Origin of the sequence: Nonomuraea sp. N2-4H, from assembly GCF_045291505.1 — a bacterium.
Lineage (GTDB): Bacteria > Actinomycetota > Actinomycetes > Streptosporangiales > Streptosporangiaceae > Nonomuraea > Nonomuraea fastidiosa.
This window is the reverse complement of the sequence record NZ_CP147987.1, coordinates 1,683,328-1,702,664: the sequence shown is the minus strand read 5'-3', so window position 1 is coordinate 1,702,664 and position 19,337 is coordinate 1,683,328. Positions and strand designations below refer to the sequence as shown.

Genomic DNA, 19,337 nt, shown 5'->3' with positions numbered 1-19,337 from the left:
GTTCGGCAGGACTGCGTTCCGTGTGCGCGCTTGTGCCCCATCGGCCGGGCGATCAAAGGACCGGCCGGAAAGGGCTCACCGCTGGAGCTCCAGGGCCGTTGCGGTGGTCATCTCCGTACGTCCGAGGTCGGCCTTGCGGCCCGCGGCGACGCCGTCGCGGTAACCGGTGCCGCTGGTCCTCGGCACGCTCATGCGGATGCGGGGGTAGCGGGCCGCGACCGCCCGATCGACCTCGGCCCTGCGGTCGGCCAGCACGAGCGCCGTGCCGGTGTCGGCCGAGGCGGCCTCGGACTCGGCCTCGGCCTCGGCCGCGCACAGCAGCCGGTAGACCTCGTCGGTGAAGCCGAGCAGCCACGAACGCCGGTAGGCGCGTACGGCGGCGCCGGGCGGCGGCACGGCCTTCGCCAGCCCGGAGGCCATCTGCAGCAGCAGCGAGGTGGCCAGCAGGTCGGCCCGCTCCAGGTCGGCGGCGAAGCCGAAGACGTGGACCCGCTGGCCGCCGTCGCCGCGCCCGATGAGCAGCGGCCGGCACCGCACGGCCTGCGCCACCAGGCTCACCAGCCGGGCCTTCTCCCTCGCCCACGGGGGCGGCAGGGTGACGATGCGGTCGCCGGGGGTCTGGCGGGTGCCGGCGGGCGGCAGCGAGTCGATGCCGTACTTGGCCATCAGCGCCGACGCGGCGGCCATGAACGTGGCCCGCTCGTGCTCGTTGTCGGTGCGTTCCGCCTTGGCCAGCAGTTTCCTGACGCGGTCGAGCGTGCGCTCCCGCAAGCGAGCCCCCTCTCGTGCCCGGTCACCTGCGGGCACGATGCTAGCCGCGAACGGCGGCTAGGACTTGGTGGTCAGGACCCGCCCGTCGTCGTTGATCGCGGGGAAGGCGCCGGTGTCGACGATGCCGTGCTGCTGGTAGAGCGCCTCGATGAGGGCGTGCGCCCGCGGCTCCAGCTTCCACAGGGCGCGGAACTCGCGCGCGGTGGCCAGCGGGATGCCGATCTCCTGGGCGATGTCGATCGTGCGGGGCACGATGCCCTTGGCGATCTGCCGGTCCCAGTATTCGCGGGCGGCCCGCATGCGGGCGGCGCGCTCGGCGGCACTGAGCACCTGCGGGGTGGTGTCGAGCACGGTGACCTCCTCGTCCTCCTCGCGCACCAGCTCGGCGATGGCGGGCGGAAGCTCGGGGCGGGCGGGCACCGGCTGCTGCTCGGCGTCGCGCTCCCAGGGCACGCGGGGGTCGGCGTCGATGAGCGCGGAGGTGTTGTAGAGCGCGGCGATCTGGGCCAGCAGGGCCTCCTGCCGCTGCGGGTCCACGGCCAGGCCGGTGTGCTCGACGGCCTGGTCCATCGCCTTGTCGAGCTTGGCGAGCGCGGCGCGGATCTTGCGCTCGGACGCGCCGCCCTCGCGCAGCGCCTTGGCCTTCTTGGCGGCCAGCGCGACCCTGGTCAGCCTGCGGTGCGCGTCGACCTCGCTGGCGGTGCGGTCGCTGACCTCGGCCAGACCCAGCCTGACCAGCATCCGCTCGGGGGTGATGCGCCAGTTGATGCGGCCGGTGCCGCGGATGCGGTGGCGCTCGATGGCCATGCCGCGCTCCCACAGCCACGCGGCGACCAGCGGGGCGGCCAGGCGGAAGACGGCCTCGGGCAGGCTGCGCGCGTCCATGGACGACAGCACGGCGGTCAGGCAGGTCAGGGCCCACACGGCGATGCCGTCGATGCCGGCGGAGTAGTTCTCGCGCATGTTGCGGCGGGCGCGTACGGCGCTGGTGATGATCGCGACCTCGATGAACGCGAACAGCAGTAACCGCAGGGGACCGTCGAGCCCCAGGACGTCACCGGAGAAGCGCCACATGCCCTGGGCGGACACGCCGGTGGCGATGGAGGCCGCCACGATGGTCAGCACGTCCTCGACGGGGCGCGGGGCGACGTACCTGGCCCACAGCCAGGAGACGACGCGCCAGACCAGCCTGAGCGCGAGGAACGCGAGGCCCAGTCCGGCCAGGCCAAGCAGCGCGTAGATGGCGGTGGCGAGCGGGTTCTCGGTGATGAAGGCTGTTATTTCATCAAATGTCGGCATCTGTCACTATCCGTGAGGGCTCAAACTCCGGCTCTATGCGACGAGATCATTGCAGAATGTCGCTATCTTGTACGCCAAACGCCGTCTGCTGCCCCAGTTTGCCCAGGTTTCACGGCAGTTCTGTGACCTTGACGCAACGTGCACGACCGCGACCGACCACCCCGCTGGCCCGCTTCCCCGGGGATGAGGAGACACACGCAAGGGCGGGCGAGCGCTCAGGGGTGGGGCACGTTCAGAGGCGGCCGGGAGCCCCAAGGGTGGCAGCGGCGGGGTCGGTCAACGCACAATGAGAGCCGGGAAGTGGCAGCTCAGCCAGGTGACCCCGCCGAGGTCACCGGTCAGTCGGAGGGATAAATTCCTCCTTTCGGAGGGCGAACATCCACCCACATGGATGGGAGCATCGATGGAGGGATTTATCCCGACTTGGTGTGATGCATCCCAGCAGGACGGATATCGATGTCAGAGACAGAAGAGTTCCCGCTCGTCCAGTTCATGCGTGACGGGTTCGACCCGGTGGGCGAGCTCGCTCGCATCAGGAACGAGCACCCGGTCTACCCGATGGAGATCCCCGGAGGGCAGACCGTCTACCTCGTCACCCGCTGGGAGGACGTCCGCGCGGTGCTCGGCGACCACGAGCGCTTCAGCAACGACTTCGCCGGCGTGATCGGGCTCGGCTCCAACCAGGAGGATCCGGGCGGCCTGGGCTTCCGCGACCCGCCCGAGCACACGCGGCTGCGCAAGTTCCTCACGCCCGAGTTCACCATGCGCCGCCTGCGCCGCCTCGAGCCGCGCATCGAGGCCATGGTCCAGGAGTACCTCGACCGGGTGGAGGCCAAGGGCGCCGAGGGCATGCCGGTGGACCTCATGGAGGAGTTCTGCCTGCCGATCCCGTCACTGGTGGTGTGCGAGCTGCTCGGCGTCCCGTACGAGGAGCGCGCCGACTTCGTCAAGATCAGCAAGGACCGGTTCGACTTCACCAGCGGCCCCGAGGCGTCGCTGCAGGCGATCAACGACGCGATGACGTACCTCGTCGACCTGGTCGCCCGCGAGCGGCAGAACCCCGGCGATGGCCTGCTCGGGCAGCTGCTGCGCGACCACGGCGACGAGCTGGACGACCGCACGCTCGCCAGCATGGCCGACGGCCTGCTCACCGGCGGCCACGACACCAGTACCAGCATGCTCGCGCTCGGCACCCTGTGGCTGCTGCAGAACCCGGAGCAGGCCGCGAAGGTGCGCGAGGTGGACGGCTACATCGTCGACGTGGTCGAGGAGCTCCTGCGCTACATGACGGTCGTGCAGGTCGCCTTCCCGCGCTTCGCCCGCGACGACATGGAGCTGCACGGGGTGCCGATCAAGAAGGGCGAGATGGTGCTATGCTCGCTCAGCGGCGCCAACCGCGACCCCGCGCTCGGCGAGAACATGGACGAGGTGCGCCCTGGCCGCGAGACCGCGGGCTCCCACATGGCCTTCGGTCACGGCATCCACCGCTGCATCGGCGCGCCGCTGGCCCAGATGGAGATGCGCATCGCCTTCCCCGCGCTGCTGCGCCGCTTCCCCACCCTGCGCGTGGCGGGCGAGGTGCCGTTCAGGGAGCTCGCCATCGTCTACGGCGTCAAGGAGCTGCCCGTCGCCTGGTAGGGCGGTCACGTTCGCCATGTGGGCGAGCACGTCATCGACCTGACCGTGATCGGCGCCGTCGTCTTCGACAGCGACGGCGTGGTCACCGTCACCGCTCGGGTGCACGCGGCCGCCTGGGAACACGTCTTCGACGCGTTCCTGGCGCGGCCGCCCGGCGCCGTCCGGCATCCGCGACGACTACCTGCGGCACGTGGACGGCCGCCCGCGGCTCGACGGCATCCGGACCTTCCCGGCCGCGCGCGGGATCACCGCCCGCCCGAGGGCTCGCCCGACGACGAGCCGTGCGCTCCGACCGTGCACGGGCTCGGCCTGGCCGAGGACCGCTCCTCCCTGGAGCAGGTCGACACGGACGGGGTCGCCGCCCTGCAGGCGGCACGCCGGGGGCGGCGGTCGCGCCCGCCCTGGCGGGCGCGCCCGCCCTGGCGGGCGGGGTCGCCGTGGTGGGCGGGGTCGTGTGGTGGGCGAGCTGAGCGAGCAGGAGGTGCGCGGGCGGGGCGAGCTGGAGGTGCGCGGGCGGGTCCTACCCTTGAGAAGGTGACCGTACTGATCGATCCGCCCAACTGGCCGGGACCGCGCGGCTTGATGTGGTCGCACCTCGTCAGCGACAGCTCGCTGGAGGAGCTGCACGAGTTCGCGCAGCGGCTGGGGGTGCCGGCGCGGGCGTTCGACCGCGACCACTACGACGTGCCGGAGACCGTGCACGCGCGGGCGGTGGCGCTCGGGGCGGAGGCGGTCAGCTCGCGTGAGCTGTTACGGCGTCTCGTCGCGGCCGGGCTGCGCCGGCGCAAGCGCCGCTAGCTCGGCGGTCATGTTGGCCCTCGCGCGTTCCTCCCACAGCTTCCTCCCCCGCGCCGTGCGGAACAGCACGGGCGTGCCGAGCAGCCGGCGCAGCACCTCGGCGCGGCCGGCGGCGAAGAGGTCGTCGGGTACGTGGACGTACTCCTGGCGGACGGCGCGGGCGTAGTCGTCGTAGCCGGGTCCGGCGAGCACCGCCAGGTCGGCGTCGCAGAGCACGGCGCCGTCGCGGTCGCCGGGCGCGAGCGCGTCGTGCGCCGCCGTGAGCCGTACCAGCCTGGCCGTCTCCGCCACCCGGCTCCCTGGCACGCCGCAGCGGGGCAGCCTCGACTGCGCGAGCTGGGCGCTGCGCTCCTCGTCCCATCCCGGTCTGCCGTCGTAGACGGCGTCGTGGAACCAGGCGGCCAGGCGCACCGCCGTCTCGTCGTCGGCCTCTCCGTGCAGCAGGTCGATGGCGGACAGGACGGCGGCCAGGTGAGCGCGGTCGTGGTAACGGCGGTGCGGCTCGGACCAGCGGGCCAGCAGCTCGGCGTGCACGGCCCGCGAGGCGCGCGACTCCCCCGCGAGCGCCGCCCACCGCTCGAAGGCCGTCGCCGGATCTCCTGCAGCGCGGTCGATCATGCTGACACCGTAGTGGTAGCGTGCCTGCATCGGTACGACAGGCGGTGACGCTCGGCGCCTGCCCCGGTGGCGGGAGCTGCGAGCCGTCATGCCGGAACGCCCCCGGTGGTCGCGCGCCGCCCGGGTGGCGGCCGCCGCCGACGTCTGGGATCTGCGGCGGCTGGCGGCGAAGCGGGCCCCGCGCATGGTGTTCGACTACGTCGACGGCGCGGCCGAAGGCGAGGTGTCGCTGGCCAGGTCGGTGGCGGCGTTCCGGCGGGTGGAGTTCGCGCCCAGGGTGCTGCGCGACGTGTCGGAGGCGCCGACGGCGGTGGAGATCCTCGGCAGGCGTATCTCGATGCCGGTCGTGCTCGGGCCGACCGGGTTCACCCGCATGATGCACCGGGCAGGTGAGCGGGCGGTGGCGCGGGCGGCGCAGCGCGCGGGCGTGCCGTACACGCTGTCCACGATGGGCACCACCGCCCCGGCCGGTGTGGCCGCGGCCGCCCCGGCGGGCTGGAACTGGTTCCAGCTGTACGTGGTCCGCGACCGCGCCCGCAACCTGGAGACGCTGTCCATGGCGTCGGAGGCCGGCATGGACGTGCTGGTGGTGACCGTGGACGTGCCGGTGGCGGGGGCGCGGCTGCGCGACGTGCGCCACGGGCTGACGGTGCCGCCCACGCTGCGCTGGCGCGGCGCGCTGGAGGCGGTGCGGCATCCGGCGTGGTGGCTCGACTTCCTGACCAGCGAGCCGCTGAGGTTCGCCACGGTGGACGGCGCGCCGGAGGACCTGGCGGGGCTGACGAACCTCATGTTCGACCCGTCGGTGACGTTCGCCGACCTGGAGTGGATCAGGTCGGCGTGGCCGGGGCGGCTGCTGGTGAAGGGCGTGCAGCGGGCCGACGACGCCAAGGAGCTGGCCGCGCTGGGCGTGGACGGCGTCGTGGTGTCCAACCACGGCGGGCGGCAGCTCGACCGGGCGGCCACTCCCCTTGAGCTGCTGCCCTCCGTCGTGGAGGCCGTGGACGGGCGCAGCGAGGTCTTCCTCGACGGCGGCGTCCGCAGCGGGGCCGACGTGGCGGCGGCGGTCGCGCTGGGCGCCCGCGCCTGCTTCATCGGCAGGGCCTACCTGTACGGGCTGATGGCCAGCGGCGAGGCGGGCGTGGACCGGGTGCTCGAGCTGCTGCGGGCCGGGCTCGTACGGACGCTGCAACTGCTCGGCGCGGGCGGCGTGGACGGGCTGGGCCCCGACCTGGTCAGGCTCAGAGACCGCTAGCTCTCGGTCCCCCGGTCCGGCTCGGAGACCGCTGCCTCCGGCCCCCGGTCCGGCTCGGAAACCGCCGGCCCCACCGCCGGGTCAGGCTAAGAAGGCACTGCCATCGGTACGCCGGGCGCACCCTGTCATACCTCCCTGCGAAATGCGGGTATTTCGCCGCCGCCGTCGTCGCTCTGCTCCTCACACGGGGACCCGTCCCGCGGAGAGGAGCGCGTAATGGCGACCGGAGAATTCCAGGTGATGAAAGTGCCGCCCGAGCAGCTTGCCGGCATTCTTCACGGCCAGGTGGTCGATCCCGGGGCGCAACCCACGAACGTCGTCCATCGTGACGAGGGCTGGACCGTGGATGTGAGCTGGGAGGTCACCGGTGAGCTTGTCGACTGGCTGACGGGCCGCTGGCGCTTGGAGATCATCGCCGACCGGATGGGCGGCGGCGAGTCGCGGCACCCCGCGCCGCCTGTCGAGATGACGTTCACCCCGGGCTCCGGGCGATATACGGCCTCGATCCCGATGCGGGGGCAGCTCGCCCCCGGAACCTATGACCTCGTGGTCAACCTCACCACCACCACGGCCGCCGGCACGGCGGGGGCGCTCGGCGGCTTCGTGGTGCTCAGCAGGATCACCGTCAAGGAGTGAGCGGCCCGCCCCGGGCGACGCGCCCAGGGCGGCCAGGACGGCAGGCTCAGGGCCGGCGCGCGCACAGGGGCGATGCGGCGCGGACAGGACGACCCGGGCAACACGCACGGAGCGGGCGGAGCACCACGAACGGCATGGCCTCTGACAAGCACGGCGGTCAGATTGCAAGTCCTCCGCAACCGATCGCTTCTACGCTCCGGCCCTGGCGGCCTCGGGGGCGAAGCAGGCCGCCGGCTGTCACTGACGTCCTGTATCTGACGCCGCCGGGGAAGACTCTGTACCCGATGAGCACGCCCCGGGGGCGACGGGATCGGCATAACGGGAGACTTGATGTCCGACACTCCGATGACCGCCGATGACGTGCTGCGCATCGCGGCGTACAAGGACCGGAGCGCGGCGCTCGAAGCGATGGTCATCGCCTACAGCTACCATCGCGTGGCCTCCGACCTCGCGGTGCGCCTCGGCCGCGCGGCCAACAACTGGTACTGCTACGCCACCTGGACCTCCAAGGCCATCGGCAGGAGCCTCGACCTCGGCCCCGGCTCGCCGTTCATCGAGGACTTCGGCCGCCGCCTGCGCGTACCGCAGCGTTTCCGCCGGCTGTTCAGGGCCGCGCTGCTGACGCTGCTCGGGCCGAGCTACCAGCTCGGGCTGTCGCTGGCCAACCGGGCGATCTTCCTGGAGACGGCGAGCCTGGCGGTCAACCTGTGGAACGACACGCCCGACCGCTACCTCAGGGTCAGCCCGGAGTCGGATCTGACGCCTCAGCCGCCGGAGTTCCTCACCGGCCTGCTGTCGCCGGCCGACCCGCGCTACCTGAAGGACGCGGCGCAGCTCATGGTGCAGGCCGCGCGGACCGAGGACGCCGAGGAGCGGGCCGAGCTGCTGCTGGGTGCCAACATCGCGCTGTCGGCGTACGAGCAGGCGCGCGCCCAGGCGGCGCTTGAGCTGGTGCTGTACCGCCCGGTGCGCTGGCTGACGAGGGTGTCGTGGCGCTCGCTGCGCTCCCTGATCACCCGCCGCCCGTTCCCCCGCCTGCGCCTGTACGCCGCCGCGCACGAAGACCAGCCCTGGCCGACCCGCGTCCTGGAGAGCCTGTGGTCCTCGCTCTACACCCGCCACCTGTTCGCCGTGGCCACCCCGCTCAGCGACATCAAGGTCGGCAAGCCGCTGACCCCGCCGCCCGGCGTGAGCCTGGACGAGGTGTGGGTGCCGATCCAGAACGAGAAGGTGCGCAAGCTGGCCGAGGAGTTCATCACCGAGGACCGCGACGCGTCGCTCGCCGGGGTGCGCGACTGGGTGTCCTACCGCGACAGGATGCGCTTCATCGTCAGCTACTTCCGCGTCTACCACAAGGTGGACGCCCTCTTCCGGGTGCCGTTCGACCCGGAGGTGGCGGACGGGCTGGCCGAGGAGATGCGCAAGGGGCTGGTGCCCCAGGCGATCAGCCAGATGTTCGCCGACCGTCCCGGGCTGCGTCCGCGCAGGCTCTACCGGTACCCGTCGGAGACCGACCCCGACGTGTACGAGATGGCGCACTTCGATTTCGAGCCGTTCCTGGAGGCGATTCCGCTCGACCCGCCGGGCGAGCGCGGCGACTGGCTCAGTCGAGGAAGTCGCGCGTGATCTCGCGGGCCTGCAGCAGGCCGCGCAGCTTCGCGAAACAGCGGGCTCGGGTGGGCCCGATGCTCCCGACCGGCCTGCCCAGCCTGCGCGCCACGTCCACGTAGTGGGGCTCGGAGGTCTCCGTGAGCGCTCTGAACAGCGTCCGCTGGGCGGCGGGCAGCTCCTCGACCAGCTCTTCGAGAGTGCCGGCCAGCCAGATCCTGGCGAGTTCCCTGTCGACGTCGTCGGTGCTGCCCAGCGAGTCGAGGTCAGGGGTGCAGATCTCCTTGGTACGGCGGGTGAGCTTGAGGCATTCGCGGAAGGCGATCGTGGCGAGCCAGCCCGCCATGCGCTGGCCGTCCTCGACGCTCTTGAGGTTCTGCCAGGCGAGCAGCCAGGTCGTCTGGAGCACGTCCTGGGCGTCCTCGTGGCTGAGCCTGAACTTGCGGATGCGGGCCTTGAGCATGGGGCTGAACTCCGCGACCAGCCGCTCCCACGCCTCGGCGTCGCCCTCCTGGGCGGCCGCCACCAGCGCGCCCGTGTCGAATCTGCCGTCGGGGCAGGCGCCGGCGACGGGGCGGGTGTCGAGTCGTTCCATGGTGTCCACGTGCATGTCGTTCTCCCTGCCGGCCCGGACAGTAGGGGGGTCGGCTCCGGCCGGCTCACCCACCGTGCGCCGGATGATCAGGAATGGCTGTTCCGGACGTGACAACCTGGGTGTGTCGCTGGTCACATTTCAAAGATCGCTTTCCGCATGCTGCCCGGCGGCCGGATGCGGCCTAGAGTTCTTGCATGAGCGGGCGCAGCGGCCTTCCCCACGACGTCGAGCCGGTCGTCGCCGTGCTGGCGGAGATCCCGTTGTTCCAGGTGCTCGGCGAAAGCGGCATCCGCGACACCGCGCGGGCGGGCCTGACCCGCCGCTACCGGTCGGGCCAGATCATCTTCCATCAGGGCGACCCGGGAGAGTCGCTCTACGTGCTGCTGGACGGTCTGGTGAAGGTGGTGTTCACCACCGAGCACGGCGACGAGATCGTCCTCAACATGCTGGGCCGCGGCGACACGTTCGGCGAAATGGCGCTGCTGGACGACTCGCCGCGCTCGGCCTCCATCGTGACCGCGCGGCCGTCCTGGGTGTTCGCACTGCCCAGGGCGCGGCTGCTAGAGCTCATGCGCGAGCATCCGGGGCTCGCCGACGAGTTCCTGCGGATGCTCGGCCGCATGGTGCGCAGGCTCACCGACCAGGCCGCCGACCTCGCCTTCCTCGACCTCGGCGGGCGGCTGGCCAAGCTGCTGCTGCAGCTGGCCGAGAAGCACGGCCAGCCGGGCGAGGTGGTGGACCTGCCCGGATTGACCCAGTCCGACCTCGCCGCGCTGATCGGCGCCTCGCGCCCGGCCGTCAACCGGGCGTTGCAGTCGCTCGTGGCGCGCAACCTCATCGCCGTCGAGGGCCGGACGATCAGGCTGCTGGACGTCGCCGCCCTGCGGAGAAGGGGCGGCCTCTGACCGAATCTGGAGTACGGGGCATATGAACGATCTCGACGAGCGCTGGCCGCAGGAGCGGTTCCGGCGGCTGCGGCAGTCGGCCGATCCCGACGTCGACAAGGTGGTCGCCGAGTACCTGCAGGCGCAGCCCCCGGGCCGGGACGCGCTGGAGCTGGTCAAGGCGGTGGTCGCGGAGCTGGGGGCGGCCAAGCGGGCGGCGCGCGACCCCGAGGCGGAGCCGCCGGCCACGAAGATCTTCGACGCGCTCGACTTCGCCAAGGAGCTGCCGGAGTGGGGGAACGACCGGGAGCTGCTGGCCAGAGGGCAGGCCGTCTTCGCCGACTACGGGCTGTATCAGTCGGCGGCGCTGTTCTTCGCCTGCCTGCCCATGGCGTACGCGGAGGTGTCCAGCGCCAAGGTGCTGGCCGGCGTCTCGAACCTCGCCACGCACGCCATGACCCGCAGGGTGGCCGAGACCGGGCAGATGCTGGTGGACGTGATGGGGCTGAAGACGTCCGACAGCCTCCAGCCCGGCGGCCCCGGGCACACGACGGCGATCGGGCTGCGCATCCTGCACTCGTTCGTCCGCGCCCTGGTCGACGAGCGGTACGGCGACACGTGGGACACCGAGCGGTTCGGGCCGCCGGTCAACCAGGAGCTGCTGCTCGCCACGCTCTTCGACTTCTCCGTGGTGACCTGGGAGGCCATGGAGACCATGGGCGTGGTGCTGACCGACGAGGAGCGCGCCGCCAACCTCTACACCTGGAGCGTCTTCGGCCACCTCATGGGCATCGAGGTCTGCCGCGAAGGGCCGCTCACGCTCGACGACGTCGAGCCGGTCAGCGCGCGCCTGGGCCGCCTGCTGGAGGCCAGCGACGAGGGCCGGCTGCTGATGTCGGTGATGCTGCGGGAGATGGAGGCGTTCATGCCGCTGGGCTGGCGCAAGATGCCGCGCAGCCTGGTCCACTGGATCTTCAGGGACGCCCCGTACGGCGCGCACCGGGTGCCCGAGCTGCTGGCGGTGCCCGCGCCCGCCTGGTGGTTCACCGCGCTGTTCGCCGCCGCGCGCGCCGCGCACCGCGCCTCGTGGCTGGCCGGGCCGGTGGACGGTGTGATTCGCTGGCTGGTACGCAAGGCCGGGCGGCACATCGTGGTCGCCATGATCGACCGCCACTCCGACGGGCAGGCGGCGTTCAGGATCCCGGATGAGCTGGCCCGCGCCTGGCGGATCAGGCAGTCGCGCGCCGCGGTGAAGGCCCGCGCGATGCGCAGGAACGTACGCACGAGGCTACGAGCGCCCGCCCGCGGGCGGAAAGGGCCGCACAGTGACAGCCCCACATGAGCCGGGCACGCTCACCACGGCGACCATCCTGTTCACCGACGTGGTGAGCTCCACCGCACTGCGCATCAGGCTCGGCGAGGAGCGCGCCAACGTCGTCTTCCGCCGCCTGTACGAGCTGCTGCGCTCGGTCGTGACGGCGAGCGGCTCGTCGTTCACCAAGAGCCTGGGCGACGGGCTCATGGCGGTGTTCGACTCGGCCACGGCCGGACTGGACGCGATCATCGCGGTGCAGCAGGCGGTGGCCGACGAGAACGAGCGGGCGATGGAGAAGATCTCCATCAGGGCGGCGCTGGCCGCGGGCGACGTGTGCTGGGGGCACGACGATGTGAGCGGGCTGCCGACGGTGGAGGCGGCCCGCCTGGTCGCGGTGGCCGAAGGCGGCCAGGTGCTCTGCACGGACCTGGTGCGGCGGCTGGCACAGGGGCGCAGCCGGCACGAGTTCAAGGACCTCGGGCGGCTGCCCGGCAAGGGCCTGCGCGAGCCGCTGCACACCTACGAGCTGCACTGGCAGAGCGCCGACCACCATCTCGGCGGCGGGCTCGCGCCGTGGCTGGAGTACGGCGACGCGCTGCCGTTCGTGGGCCGCGAGCAGGAGCTGCGGGCGCTGGACGGCGAGCTGGCGGCGGCCGAGTTCGGCGGCAAGCTGGTGATCCTGGAGGGCGAGCCCGGCGTGGGCAAGACCCGCCTGGCCTCCGAGGTGGCGCGGCGGGCGCTCAAGCGGCAGTTCACGGTGCTGGCCGGACGGTGCACCGATCCGGCGCGCAAGGCGTACGAGCCGATCGCGGGCGCCGTGGAGCGGCTGGCCCGCACCTCGCCCGCGCTGCTGCTGCGGGCCGGCATCGACCAGCAGTGCGGCCAGCTCGTACGCCTCGCGCCGTCGCTGGCCGCGCCGCCGCTGTCGCTGCAGGTGCCGCCGGCCACCGAGCCCGTCTCCGAGCGCTACCAGCTCATGGCCGCGGCCCGCACGCTGATCGAGCGCCTGGCCACCGTGCGCCCGGTGCTGCTGATCGTCGACGACCTGCAGTGGGCCACACTGGAGTCGCTGCAGATGCTCAGCGCCCTGATGTGGGACTCCGACGCGCTGCCGCTGCTCGTCCTCGCCATGTCCCGCCCGGTGCCGGTCGACTCCGCGCCCTCCCAGACGCTGCCCGAGCTGCACAAGCTCACCGCCGACGCGCGGGTGATCCCGGTGCCGGCGTTCGGGGTCGACGAGGTGAGCGACGCGCTCACGCAGTCACGGGCGCGCGCCGACGCCGAGCGGCTGCACCGCATCACCGGCGGGAACGCGTTCCTGCTCAGCGAGGTGATCAGGGAGCTGGCCGCGGGCAAGGACCTCGACGCGCTGGCCGTGCCCGATTCCGTCACCCGGATGGTGACGGCCCGCCTGGCGCAGCTCCACCCCGACGCCCGCGACCTGGTGAGCCTGCTCGCGGTGGGCGAGCGGATGGACTCGGCCGAGCTGCGCGGCGGTCTCGGCCTGGACGAGCCGCGTTTCGTCGCCGCCGTCGAGGAGGCCATGGGCACGGGCCTGGTGACCATGCTGGACAACGGGTTTTGCCAGTTCTCCCACGAGCTGACCAGGACCGCCCTGTACACCACGTTCTCGGCCCCGCGTGCCGCGCTGCTGCACGGGCGGGTGGCCGACGCGCTGCTCGCCACCGATCCCGACGCGATGCGGACCAGGCCGTACGTGGTGGCCGCCCATCTGCTGGCCGCCGCCGAGCAGGGCCGCGACCCGGCCCGGATGAGCGCGGCGGCCGACGCGGCCGTGCACGCCGCCCAGCACGCGCTGGCCGGGCTGGCGCACCGCGAGGCGGTCACCTGGTACCAGCGGGCGCTCGGCCTGCTCGCCGACTCCCCCGGCGCCACCCGGGAACGCCGCGCCGAGCTGCTGGTCGAGTGCGGCAGGGCGATGTGGCTGGCCGGGCACCCCGACGCCCGCCGCACCCTGCTGGACGCCGCCGACCTGGCCAGGGAGTGCGAGCGCAACGACCTCATCGTCACCGCGGCGCTCGGCGGCGACCGGGGCAGCAGCATCTCGGCGGCCCCCGACCTGGAGCGCATCGCGCTGCTCACCGAGGCGCGCAAGGTCGTCGACTCCACCGACGTCAGCACCAGGGCGCTGCTGGCCGCGCAGCTCGCCTCCGAGCTGATCTGGGCGCCCGACGGCGAGCGCCGCTTCGCGCTCAGCGACGAGGCGGTGGCGCTGGCCCGCAAGTCGGGCGACCCGCGCACGCTGGCCAGCGTGCTCGGCATGCGCAGCCTCACCATCATCCCCGCCGACCCGCTGCATCAGCGCCACCGCGACGGCGACGAGATGCTGGAGGCGGCCCGCCGCACCGGCGACGACCTGGCGCTGTTCCACGCGTACGTGCAGCGCACCCCTCCCGTGCTCGACAGCGGCGACGTGGAGCGGGCGGCGGCGCTGCTCGACCAGGCCGACGAGCTGGCACACCGCCTGGGCCAGCCGCACCTCACCTGGCTGATCGGCTACTCCAAGGCCGGGCTGACCCTCATGCAGGGCGACCTGGCGCAGGCCGAGGCCGAGGCGGAGGCGGCGCTGCGGCTCGGCTCGGAGATCGGCCGCCGTCTTGAGGCGGTGGCCATCTTCTCCGAGCAGATCGCGGAGATCCGGCGGCTCCAGGGGCGGCTGTGGGAGCTGCGCGACCGGCTGCGCAGGGCCGGGCAGGGCCCCCGCGTGGACCCGGTGCACGCGGTGCTGCGCTACCTGTGCGAGCTGGACGACGAGGAGGCCGGGCCGCTGCTCGACCGCATACTCGCGGGCGGCGGCGAGACCCCGCCGCGCAACATGGCCCACCGGCCCGCGCTGGACAACCTCGCCGTGGCCGCCGCCCGGCTGGGCCGCGCCGAGCTGGCGGAGCGGCTGTACGACCGGCTCGCCGGCGGTGGTGAGACGTTCGGGCACGGCACGGTCGCCCACCACTGCGGGCACCACTACCTCGCGCACCTGTGCGTGGCGATGGGCGACAAGGAGCGGGCCGCCGGGCACTTCGAGGCGGCGGCCGAGGTGCACGAGCGGCGAGGGGTGCCGCTGATGCTGGCCGAGTCGCTGCTCGACTGGGCCGACCTGCTCGACACGGGTGAGGTGGACGGGCCGAAGGCGGCGGACCTGCGCGGCTGGTGCCGCACGCTGCTCGCCGGGCGGGGCGCGCTCCTGCTGGAGCGGCGCGCCCGCGTCTGATCGCCGCGCCCGGCGAACCCTAGGCAACGGCCTGGCAGGCGGCCCGGCGCGCGGGGTGCGGCCGGCATGGTCAGGGTGCGGCCGGCATGGTCAGGGTGCGGCCGGCATGGTCAGGGTGTGGCCGGCTTCGGCGGCCTCGCGGACGCTCCTGGCCAGCGTCTCCTCCAGCGCCTCCGCCTGGGCCTCCAAGGCGGCCGGCCCTTCGGCGTCGTCGGTGCGCGCCAGCAGCGCGCGGTACTTGTGGTTGGCCGCCAGCGCGTCGCGGGCCCGCAGCGCGGCGTCGGCCTCGGCGACCCGGCGGGCGTAGCGCTCCAGCCGTTCCACCCGGGCCTTCACGGCCGCCGCCGAGCGGCGCAGCGCCTCCTGCTGCGGTTCGAGCACGGCCCGCAGCTCGGGCGTCACGACGCCGCTCATGGCCCGTTCCTGCTCCTGCCACAGCCGCGTCTGGGCGCGCAGCAGCAGCGCGATCTCCCAGATCTGCCGGGGCAGCAGCATCTCGTTGGCCGGCCCGTCGAGCAGCCGCAGGCGCATGGCCCGCGAGGCGTAGACGGAGGTGACCGCCCGCCGAGCGCGTTCGAGCAGGGCGCGGGCGGGCGGTGACAGCTCGGAGACGATCACGTACCGGACCGTGAACGGGTCCTCGTGCGGGTCCGGGTACCGGTCCTTCTGCCGGTCCCGCACGCGACGTACGCGCGGGATGAGCGCGTCGATGACGGCCAGCCGTTGCTGCTCGGTCAGGTCGGGGTCGGCGATGAAGTCGACCGTGCGGCGGACGTGCTCGCGCTCCCCGGCCAGCCGCCGCCGTTCGGCCGCCGCCGCGTTCCTTCGGCTGAGCACGTCGTGCGCCACGATGAACACGGCCAGGCCCATCGGGATGAGCAGCACCGTGTACAGCAGGCCCACCTCGCCGAACACGCCGTGCAGGAGGAAGGCGGAGAGCACGATCGCCACGCAGATCGCCAGTGACGACCACGCGTAGCCGCGGCGAGTGGCCACACCGACCCCCTCACGACCGGGTCCCGAGGTGTCCTGAAACCTCAAGATAACCCTGAAATGCCGACAAATCACGAGATCCCCGGCATATCGGCATCAGCGCAGGTATGAGGCTCCGTTGAGGTCCAGGACTGCCCCGCTGGCCCACTCGGCCTCCGGCGAGGCCAGGTACACGATGGCCGCGGCGATCTCCTCGGGGCGCGCCACCCGGTTGAACGGGCTCTGCGCCTTGATCGCGTCGCCGCGCGGGGGCTTGAGGTGCTCGTTGGTCATGTCGGTCTCGACGAACCCGGGGGCGACCGTGGCCACCGCGATGCCGCGCGGGGCCAGGGCGACGGCCAGCGACTGGCCGAGGGCGTTCAGACCGGCCTTGCTCGCGCCGTACGCCGGGCTGTCGGGCTCGCCGCGGAAGGCGCCGCGCGAGGAGACGTTGACGATCCTGCCGCCCTCGCCCATGTGCCGCAGCGCGCACCAGGCGGCGTTGGCCGCGCCGATCAGGTTGACGCCGAGGGTGCGCCGCCAGGCGTCCTGCCACTCCTCGTACGACAGCTCGGTGATCGGGTGGTGCAGGAACACGCCCGCGTTGTTGACCAGGACGTCGATCCGGCCGCCCAGCTCGCCGGCCGCCGCGTCCACCATGGTCCTGACCGCCTCGGGGTCGGCCAGGTCCGCCTGGACCACCACGTGCCCGTCGCCCGGCAGCGATTCGAGGAGGCTCTGGGCCGCCTCGGCGGAGTCGCGGTGGTGGATCGCGACCCGGTCGCCACGTTCTGCGAAGGCCGCCGCGACGGCCCGTCCGATGCCTCGCGACGCCCCTGTGACAAGTACTCCACGTCTGCTCATCCCCCGCACGATATGGGACGCTCGGCAGCGGCCGTCCGGCGGCCTAGGATGGACAGCGCCCCCGGAAACCGATCAAGGACAACCGGATGGCCGGGTGGAACGTCCCATCTCTCCCGTCGCCTACCAGGAGTCACCCGTGGGATACCCGCCCCCGCCGTACTGGCAGCCGCCGCGTTACGGCCCTCCGCCGCCGTACTGGCAGCCGCACCACGGGCCGCCCACGGCTCCGCGCAACGAGAACCTTCCGCTGATCGTGCTGCTCGTGGTCGGGCTTCCGCTGCTGCTCGCCGGCGGCGGCGCGTCCTTGGCCATCGTGCTGACGGAGGACGGCGGCCCGGACACGCGCGGGTCGGCCACCATGGTCATGCCGTCCAGGGAGCCGCTGGCCGGCACCCAGGAGCCCGGCCCTGCCCAGTCCTTCCACGACCCCGCGCAGGCCCAGCCCACGGACCCGGCCGCTCAGCCTCAGCAGACGGTGCAGGGGCAGGGCACCGCGGGCCTGGGCGGCTCCATCGCGCTCCAGGCCACCGACCCCGGCCTCAAGGTCACCGTGACCGTCGGCCGCGTCATCGACCCGGCCACGCCCGCCAACGACTTTCTCAAGCCCGCGGCGGGCAAGAAGCTCATCGCGGTGGAGCTCACCCTCGCCAACACCGGCCAGACCGACTACAGCGACTCGCCGCTGACGAGTGTCTGGCTCATCGACCACGAGAGCCGTCAGTACACGCCCAGCTTCAAGCAGATCAGCGAGGGCCAGGACTTCGGCGGCACGGTGTCGATCAGCGGCGGCGACTCGCGCAAGGGCGTGGTGGTGTTCGAGGTGCCGCAGACGGCGCGGGCGGCCAAGCTGCAGTACGCGATCAGGGGCGGCCTGGGCTCGCAAAGAGCCGAGTGGACCCTCGCCTGACGCCCGCCCCGCGCTAGCCGAGTGGACCCTCGCCCGACGCCCGCCCCGCGCTAGCCGAGTGGACCCTCGCCCGACGCCCGCCCCGCGCTCAACCGCCTGACACGCACACGGCCCGTCCCAGACGGGGATCGTCGGCGGAGTCCCGCAGGAAGGCCGCGCGGCCCCGGCCCTGGGGGCCACGCCTGCTGCCGCGCCGGGGTCGCGGCGCGCGGCCTCGGCCGCGCCGAGCTGCGGGCCGCGCACCCTCACGCATCGAACCCCGCACGCCGGGGCGGGCCGGAGAAGGAACGGGCGGACGATGCTCTGAGCATTCTCTGAGATTTCCTTGCCAAAAATGTCGATCGTCCTGTCAAGCACTTTGTCTGACGGAGGCGGCAATGGCGGACAAATCCCTGGACTACCTGGTGATCGGCGCCGGCCCCGCGGGCCTGCAGCTCGGTCACTTCCTGCAGCAAGCCGGCCGCGACTACCTGATCCTGGAGGCGGGGGCGGAGCCCGGACAGTTCTTCCGCACGTTCCCGCGCCACCGCACGCTCATCTCGATCAACAAGAAGCACACCGGCTGGGACGATCCCGAGCTCAATCTGCGGATGGATTGGAACTCCCTGCTGTCGGACGATCCGGAGCTGCTGTTCACCCGCTACAGCGACCGATATTTCCCGCATGCCGATGACATGGTCCGCTATCTCGGCGATTTCGCGCGGGCGCGCGATCTGCGCATCGCGTACGGCACCCGCGTGGCCAGGGTGGAACGCCCGGGACCGTTCGTGGTGACGGCCGAGGACGGCCGTACGTTCGAGGCGCGGCACGTCATCGTGGCCACCGGGGTGAGCAAGCCCAACATCCCGCCCATCCCGGGCGTCGAGACCGCCGACCTGTACGGCACCGCCTCCCTCGACCCCGCCGACTACACCGACCAGCGGGTGCTCATCGTCGGCAAGGGCAACTCCGCGTTCGAGACCGCCGACAACCTGATGGAGACGGCCGCGGTCATCCACATCGCCGGCCCCCGTTCGCTGCGCCTGGCCTGGCGCACCCACTACGTGGGCCACCTGCGCGCGATCAACAACGGCATGCTGGACACCTACCAGCTCAAGTCCCAGAACGCCGTGCTCGACGGGCACATCAGGAACATCCAGCGGCAACCCGACGGCACCTACCTGGTGACCGTCGCCTTCGTCCGGGTCAACGAGGTCACCAAGGACATCCCGTACGACAAGGTCATCCTGTGCACCGGGTTCCGCTTCGACTCCTCGATCTTCGCAGGCGACTGCCTGCCCATGCCGGCGGCGAACGGCAGGTTCCCTGAGCTGACGCCCGCGTACGAGTCGGTGAACGTGCCCGGCCTGTACTTCGCGGGCACCCTCACCCAGTCGCGCGACTTCAAGCGCGGCACCAGCGGCTTCATCCACGGCTTCCGCTACGGCGCGCGGGCGCTGCACCGCGTGCTGGAGCAGCGCTACCACGGGGTGCCGTGGCCGAGCCGGGAGCTGCCCGCCGACCCGGCGGCGATGGCCGACGCGGTGATCGCCAGGATCAACCGCACCTCGGCCCTGTGGCAGCAGTTCGGCCTGCTGGCCGACGTGATCACGGTGGACGGCGGCACCGCGCGCTACTTCGAGGAGGTGCCGTACGACCTCCAGGAGGACCCGATCGGCGCGCACGGCCATTTCTCGATCACCCTGGAGTACGGCCCCGACCACGACAAGGTGGACCCGTTCGACATCGAGGTGAGCCGGCCGAGCCAGGGTGACGCGGCCCGCGCGCACGAGGGCCATTACCTGCATCCGGTCGTCCGCCATCACCTCCCCGGCGAGCCCGTCGCCGTGCACCACGTGACGGAGAACCTGGAGAACGAGTGGGACTCCCCCGAGGTGCACGTCGAGCCGCTGCGGGCCTTCTTCGCCCGGCGCGCGGCCGCGGTCCCGGCGTGATGCGCACGACGATG

Annotated in this window: 16 protein-coding genes; 10 read left to right on the top strand and 6 right to left on the bottom strand. The window is 72.5% G+C overall.

The genetic code is table 11. The features are described 5' to 3' along the window. Nucleotides 1–75: 75 nt before the first annotated feature. Nucleotides 76–771, bottom strand: a complete 696-nt coding sequence (locus WBK31_RS07780) for a DUF2786 domain-containing protein (RefSeq protein ID WP_406674549.1) — start codon at nucleotides 769–771, stop codon at nucleotides 76–78. Between the two features lie 57 nt (nucleotides 772–828). Then, nucleotides 829–2,070, bottom strand: coding sequence for a hypothetical protein (locus WBK31_RS07775; protein ID WP_364066064.1), 1,242 nt, complete (start codon nucleotides 2,068–2,070; stop codon nucleotides 829–831). Nucleotides 2,071–2,526: 456 nt separating this feature from the next. Between WBK31_RS07775 and WBK31_RS07770 the strand changes: the two genes are divergently transcribed. Beyond that, nucleotides 2,527–3,708 carry a cytochrome P450 gene (locus tag WBK31_RS07770; RefSeq protein ID WP_364066067.1) on the top strand — a complete coding sequence of 394 codons (1,182 nt, stop codon included), beginning with the start codon at nucleotides 2,527–2,529 and terminating at the stop codon, nucleotides 3,706–3,708. A gap of 534 nt (nucleotides 3,709–4,242) precedes the next feature. Then, the gene (locus WBK31_RS07765; protein ID WP_364066693.1) at nucleotides 4,243–4,506 is read left to right on the top strand and encodes a DUF4031 domain-containing protein; all 264 of its coding nucleotides are present in this window, start codon (nucleotides 4,243–4,245) and stop codon (nucleotides 4,504–4,506) included. Here the strand turns inward: WBK31_RS07765 and WBK31_RS07760 are convergent. Continuing rightward, the gene (locus WBK31_RS07760; protein WP_364066069.1) at nucleotides 4,459–5,124 is read right to left on the bottom strand and encodes a metal-dependent phosphohydrolase; all 666 of its coding nucleotides are present in this window, start codon (nucleotides 5,122–5,124) and stop codon (nucleotides 4,459–4,461) included. The genes WBK31_RS07765 and WBK31_RS07760 overlap by 48 nt on opposite strands. 88 nt (nucleotides 5,125–5,212) lie before the next feature. On the opposite strand from WBK31_RS07760, the gene WBK31_RS07755 reads away from it, so the two are divergent. From WBK31_RS07755 to WBK31_RS07745, 3 genes are all read left to right on the top strand, one after another. After that, a complete protein-coding gene (locus tag WBK31_RS07755; RefSeq protein ID WP_406674548.1) occupies nucleotides 5,213–6,379 on the top strand; it encodes an alpha-hydroxy acid oxidase in 1,167 nt (388 codons plus the stop codon). A 216-nt stretch (nucleotides 6,380–6,595) separates the two neighbouring features. After that, nucleotides 6,596–7,015, top strand: coding sequence for a hypothetical protein (locus tag WBK31_RS07750; protein WP_406674547.1), 420 nt, complete (start codon nucleotides 6,596–6,598; stop codon nucleotides 7,013–7,015). Between the two features lie 330 nt (nucleotides 7,016–7,345). Next, nucleotides 7,346–8,641 (top strand): hypothetical protein, encoded by a 1,296-nt coding sequence (locus WBK31_RS07745; protein ID WP_364066076.1) that lies wholly within the window; start codon nucleotides 7,346–7,348, stop codon nucleotides 8,639–8,641. Here WBK31_RS07745 and WBK31_RS07740 read toward each other — a convergent pair. After that, nucleotides 8,619–9,233, bottom strand: coding sequence for a sigma-70 family RNA polymerase sigma factor (locus WBK31_RS07740; RefSeq protein ID WP_364066078.1), 615 nt, complete (start codon nucleotides 9,231–9,233; stop codon nucleotides 8,619–8,621). The two genes, WBK31_RS07745 and WBK31_RS07740, sit on opposite strands and share 23 nt — an antisense overlap. Nucleotides 9,234–9,412: 179 nt before the next feature. Here WBK31_RS07740 and WBK31_RS07735 point away from each other — a divergent pair, with 179 nt between their 5' ends. The 3 genes from WBK31_RS07735 to WBK31_RS07725 are packed head-to-tail and all read left to right on the top strand — an operon-like array spanning nucleotide 9,413 to nucleotide 14,646. Further along, complete coding sequence (locus WBK31_RS07735) at nucleotides 9,413–10,123, top strand: Crp/Fnr family transcriptional regulator (protein WP_364066080.1); 711 nt, start codon at nucleotides 9,413–9,415, stop codon at nucleotides 10,121–10,123. Nucleotides 10,124–10,145: 22 nt separating this feature from the next. Then, on the top strand, nucleotides 10,146–11,444 hold the full coding sequence (locus WBK31_RS07730; RefSeq protein ID WP_364066082.1) for an oxygenase MpaB family protein: 1,299 nt from the start codon (nucleotides 10,146–10,148) through the stop codon (nucleotides 11,442–11,444). Continuing rightward, on the top strand, nucleotides 11,428–14,646 hold the full coding sequence (locus WBK31_RS07725; protein WP_406674546.1) for an ATP-binding protein: 3,219 nt from the start codon (nucleotides 11,428–11,430) through the stop codon (nucleotides 14,644–14,646). Before WBK31_RS07730 ends, WBK31_RS07725 begins: the two co-directional genes overlap by 17 nt. Nucleotides 14,647–14,736: 90 nt before the next feature. Here the strand turns inward: WBK31_RS07725 and WBK31_RS07720 are convergent, their stop codons facing one another. Both WBK31_RS07720 and WBK31_RS07715 read right to left on the bottom strand, forming a co-directional pair. Next, complete coding sequence (locus WBK31_RS07720) at nucleotides 14,737–15,642, bottom strand: hypothetical protein (RefSeq protein ID WP_406674545.1); 906 nt, start codon at nucleotides 15,640–15,642, stop codon at nucleotides 14,737–14,739. Nucleotides 15,643–15,735: 93 nt separating this feature from the next. Continuing rightward, nucleotides 15,736–16,482, bottom strand: coding sequence for an SDR family NAD(P)-dependent oxidoreductase (locus WBK31_RS07715; protein WP_406674544.1), 747 nt, complete (start codon nucleotides 16,480–16,482; stop codon nucleotides 15,736–15,738). A gap of 136 nt (nucleotides 16,483–16,618) precedes the next feature. On the opposite strand from WBK31_RS07715, the gene WBK31_RS07710 reads away from it, so the two are divergent. Next, nucleotides 16,619–17,389 (top strand): DUF4352 domain-containing protein, encoded by a 771-nt coding sequence (locus WBK31_RS07710; RefSeq protein ID WP_364066092.1) that lies wholly within the window; start codon nucleotides 16,619–16,621, stop codon nucleotides 17,387–17,389. Between the two features lie 377 nt (nucleotides 17,390–17,766). Further along, nucleotides 17,767–19,323, top strand: coding sequence for an NAD(P)-binding domain-containing protein (locus WBK31_RS07705; RefSeq protein WP_378784103.1), 1,557 nt, complete (start codon nucleotides 17,767–17,769; stop codon nucleotides 19,321–19,323). Nucleotides 19,324–19,337 lie beyond the last annotated feature (14 nt).